4 protein-coding genes and 1 pseudogene are annotated in these 4,498 nt (G+C 38.6%); 3 read left to right on the top strand and 2 right to left on the bottom strand.

The window, feature by feature from the left end:
* Positions 1–242: 242 nt before the first annotated feature.
* The 3 genes from D5018_RS20695 to D5018_RS20685 all read left to right on the top strand — a co-directional run bounded on the left by D5018_RS20695 (position 243) and on the right by D5018_RS20685 (position 2,839).
* Positions 243–1,484, top strand: a complete 1,242-nt coding sequence (locus D5018_RS20695) for an integrase domain-containing protein (RefSeq protein WP_121840872.1) — start codon at positions 243–245, stop codon at positions 1,482–1,484.
* An 89-nt stretch (positions 1,485–1,573) separates the two neighbouring features.
* Entirely contained in the window at positions 1,574–1,933 is a 360-nt protein-coding gene (locus tag D5018_RS20690; RefSeq protein ID WP_121840871.1) for a hypothetical protein, read from the top strand.
* 186 nt (positions 1,934–2,119) lie between these two features.
* A complete protein-coding gene (locus D5018_RS20685; protein ID WP_121840870.1) occupies positions 2,120–2,839 on the top strand; it encodes a hypothetical protein in 720 nt (239 codons plus the stop codon).
* A gap of 124 nt (positions 2,840–2,963) precedes the next feature.
* Here the strand turns inward: D5018_RS20685 and D5018_RS22465 are convergent.
* A pseudogene (locus D5018_RS22465) lies at positions 2,964–3,220 on the bottom strand (type II toxin-antitoxin system RelB/DinJ family antitoxin).
* Between the two features lie 108 nt (positions 3,221–3,328).
* Entirely contained in the window at positions 3,329–4,228 is a 900-nt protein-coding gene (locus tag D5018_RS20675; RefSeq protein ID WP_243637485.1) for an ATP-binding protein, read from the bottom strand.
* Between the last annotated feature and the right edge of the window lie 270 nt (positions 4,229–4,498).

Here is a 4,498-nt window from a genome sequence, read left to right as displayed (position 1 = left end):
AAGAAGTAACCAAGTTTTTTAATCAAGTCATGCAAATGGATACTTTTACATTACGCCAAGAGGCTATTTCAACTGAAAAGTTCCCATGATTTTAGCTAAAAATGAACTCCGAAACTTGAGTATTAACATCCAGTAACTTCCATCTAGTTTTTATTACAACCATTAAATTTAGTATTCCTTGTGGTATTCACTCACAACTAGGAGTAATTTCTGTAATACACGTTTCTACTAAGGTGATGAAAATGGGTAAAAAAGTAACTCGACTCACCGATAAGGAAATCAAGGGAGTCAAACCTTCGTCCAAAGATAAAGTGCTATGTGATGGTGATGGACTGCAACTAAGAGTGCGTACAACGGGTACCAAGTCTTGGAACTTTAACTATCTTCATCCGCTAACCAGAAAGCGGATAAATATGGGACTTGGCGCCTACCCCAGCGTAACTCTAGCTATGGCAAGAAAGCAAGCCATTGATGCCAGAGCTATCTTAGCTCAAGGTATCGATCCTAAAGAGCATCGAAATCAACAAAGACAAATAGAAAAAGACCTTGCTTATAACACGCTAAAACGAGTGAGTGAGCAATGGTTCGAAATCAAAAAGCATAGTGTCTCTGAAAATTATGCCGAAGATGTTTGGCGTTCATTAGAGCGTTATGTTTTCCCCAAGTTTGGCAAAATACCAATTTCCACCATTACAGCACCAAACATGATCCAGCTACTTAAGCCCATCGAGGCAGCTGGACACCTAGAGACAGTCAAACGCCTTTGTCAGCGTCTCAATGAAATCATGGTGTTTGCCGTAAATACTGGGCTTATCTTTGCCAATCCTCTAAGTGGCATTAACGCTGGCTTTAAGAAGCCAAAGCCTGAAAACATGTTATCTCTAAAGCCTGAAGAATTACCTGAGTTAATGATGACAATTGCTAATGCTTCTATTAAGCGAAGTACTCGCTGTTTAATTGAATGGCAATTGCACACCATGCCCCGTCCAGTTGAAGCTGCCATGACTCAATGGAGTGAAATTGATCTTGAAGAGAAAACTTGGACAATTCCCGCTGAAAAGATAAAGCGCCGCCGTGAGCATGTTATCCCTTTAACTGACTCTATGATTAGGATTTTACAAGTGATGCATCCTATTAGCGGTCACCGTGAATATGTGTTCCCTTCTGACCGTGAACCAAAATCTCATTGCAATAGCCAAACAGCCAATATGGCATTAAAGCGAATGGGCTTTGCTAATCGATTAGTCAGCCACGGACTAAGATCACTCGCCAGTACCACGTTAAACTCAGAAGGTTTTAATCGTGATTTAATTGAGGTGGCATTATCACACGTGGATGATAACCAAGTAAGAGATGCCTACAATCATGCTAAATATCTCAAGCGCAGAAGACCAATGATGGAATGGTGGAGTAACCACATTGAAAATGCCTCTAAAGGCAGTGTTTCTGTTACAGGCTTTAGAGGGTTTAAGATTGTGAGTTGACTTATTTTTGGACTACTTCTCATTCAGACTGAGAAGAATAGCGTTTACGGAGAGGTTAAGTCAGAACATTTTCACACATTGAGGTAATTATGACTCCTACAGAATCGATTAATCCTATACTTGCAACCTATTACCAAACTGTAGATGGTTTGAAAATCAACGTAATAAATGTTGGCGACTCCGAGTTAATTGTTGAAAAACTGGCAGAGTCTACAGGAAGAGAACATAAGTTAATCATTCCAATTCACTTATCACCCGCTCCCCAAGCCTGCGGTTCAGTGAAAAAATACACTGTTTCACTTTTTAACAACGGCAATAAAATTTGTCGAGCAAGACAAAATAAGCTTTGCGATACATTTTATGAGAGTGTTTATCAATCAATGCTTAAATTCTTTAACGACAAAATGGATGAGCATCTAACACTCCAAGAATATATTAGAGTTTTATGATGTTGTAGTAACCGGCCACGCTGACCTCCCTTAAGTTCAACTAATGCTCAAACCAGAAATGGGCTAGTTAGAGAGTGACGTGTAAAAAATGGCCATAAATTAATCATCATTCATTTTGTTGAAATTACAACTCAGCAAGATTTAGATTGTTACTTGAGTTTAGAGTTACTGTGTAGAAGGTTTGATATGACTACAGTGACAAATATTTGTGGCAATAAAACTGATAATTTTGCTCATTGTCTCTGGGAAAATCCTACAGAGCACCAATTTGTAGAAAATGGTAAAACTTACGAACTTAGTAACTATGCCAATATTAAGTGTTCAAATACCGACCACATATTAGTTAAAAGAGTATCACCTTACGAGCGCAATGTTACTGGAATGCTTGAATATACAAGCGGCTTCTTTAAGGGAATAATTGCAAAAAGGAATAGAGATGAACTTCAAACAATTCTTATTGATGAAGGAATAAAAGCTGTTGGAGAAGATGGCCTTGGCTTTTGGGGGGGCTTTAATGTTGATTCAAGTTTCCACTCAAACCTTCACAAGTTTTTTCTTGAACAACCAGATTTAGCTCAACAAGCACAAGACAAAGTAAGAGAGTTAAGGAGCATTCCCGAAGCAGAAGCCGGATGTAGCGCAGTTTTGAACTTTTTGCCTATATGCGGGAGTGCTTTATCGACCGATGGAAAAGTGCTGATGGAACATAATGGTCGCTCAATCATTGTTCCTAGGCAGAGAATTAGGCGCCAGCTTCTCAATGATGATAGGTCACTCGGTGGGATAACCCGATACATGGTTTTACATTCGGAATTTAAGGTCTTATCTTCTGAAAACTGTCGGCAAGCGAGTCTTTCTCCATACCTCAATAACGTTCCTTTATTTATAGCGTCTTTTTCTCAGTAAGTTTACGACTAAGCAATCGTAACTCTGTCACCGTGACAGGGTAGTGTTGATGTAAGGAATAGAAAGCTTAGCAACCTTTTTAAAGTCTTTCTTAAATTGCCTTGAGTATTCGAGTTGATACATTTTATGCCTTGTTGACTCCAAGTTCGGCAAACATTGTCTTTACGTCATTAGTCTTGTTACCTTCCACACTTTCCAGCTCTTTAATGGCTTCAAGGGTTTTAGCGTTTGGAGTTCTTGAGCGCAGTTCGAACGGGATTCCGCCATAGTTGACACGGCTTTAGCAAACAGCTTTAGTGCTTGCGATGGACTTAAACCTACCTCATCACAAATGTGAGTAAAAGCTAATTTAGTCTCCTGATCGATACGAGTGCTGAGCATTTCAGTTTTCATATTGCTACCATTTGTTATACATAGTATTGCAACGATAGCTAAATGCTTAGTGATAGACAAACATTCTATGACTTAAAAATAACCTCTATACACCTCCTAGCCTACAAACTCATCCATCACTTCAACTAGGTTATCTAGTGAGAAGCCACGGTAGGTAATCTCATAATTTTTCAGCTTTAACTTTTTAAGTAGATCATGAGATTTCTCAATAAGTTTGGCTTCTTTATACTTTTGCTGGTTTCGTTTAACTTCAACAATGAGTATTTTCTTATCAAGATCATTAATAGCGACAATATCAATCTCATTTTTGCCTTTGCTATCCCAATAACCGCCAATGCGACCGAACTGATTTGATTCCATTAAAATGGCTTCAAATAAAGACTCAAGTTCCCAGCCTGAGTAGGTTTCAAAATCTCTGGCTATGTGTCGCTTGATGTAAGCGTAGTTCTCCATCTCGACAGCGCTTTTGTTAGCGTGAATAAAACGGAACCAGAATTTTAAAAATGGATCTGATATCGAGTACCGAACATCCCTCGACGTTTCTTTAGACGTTATCGGACGCATCTTTGTAATAGAGTCAAAATCTTCTTCTAACTTTTCTAAATGCACACCGACACCAATTCCTAGATAATTTTCAATCTGTGAACGACTGGTGTTTCCCTGTGAAATAGCACCAAGAATATCGAAGTAGATACGATGCTCAGAGCCAAAGTCTTCAACTAGGCGATGTGTCCCTTCTTTTATAAAAGGTGAAAAGTCTGAAATAACCTCTTCAAAAATATTGGCGCTCTCATTCGCAAAGCTCGCTAACCATTCTAGATACTTAGGAATACCGCCTGATAAACACCACCAATTGAGCATTGTTTCGGAATCAAACTTACCATGGTCTTCTATTACAGAGCGAATATAAGTTGGCTTTAAAGGCTGAATTTTAAAGAAGCGATCATCTCTGTTGAGTAGTGGCTCATCTTTCCCTTTAAAGATCCGAGTCATCATATTGTAGAGAGATCCACAACAGATCAAATGCATCATAGAAGATTGCTTTGATGAGTCCCATAAGTTCTGAATATCAGAGAATAAGCTTGGGTTTACCCTTTGAATGTCTTGGAATTCATCAACAATCACTGTGATTGGATTTGCTTTGGGTGTAGATCTTTTAGATCGACAAACATCATGAAAAGATCATTAATTATCAATGGGATGACTTTGACAAATAGTGCGAAAGGAGCAATTTTATAGTACTTATCAGTTTGCAAACACAACAAG

It is taken from the genome of Parashewanella curva (genome assembly GCF_003675895.1).
Classification (GTDB): domain Bacteria; phylum Pseudomonadota; class Gammaproteobacteria; order Enterobacterales; family Shewanellaceae; genus Parashewanella; species Parashewanella curva.
This window is presented reverse-complemented; position numbering and strand designations above follow the sequence as displayed.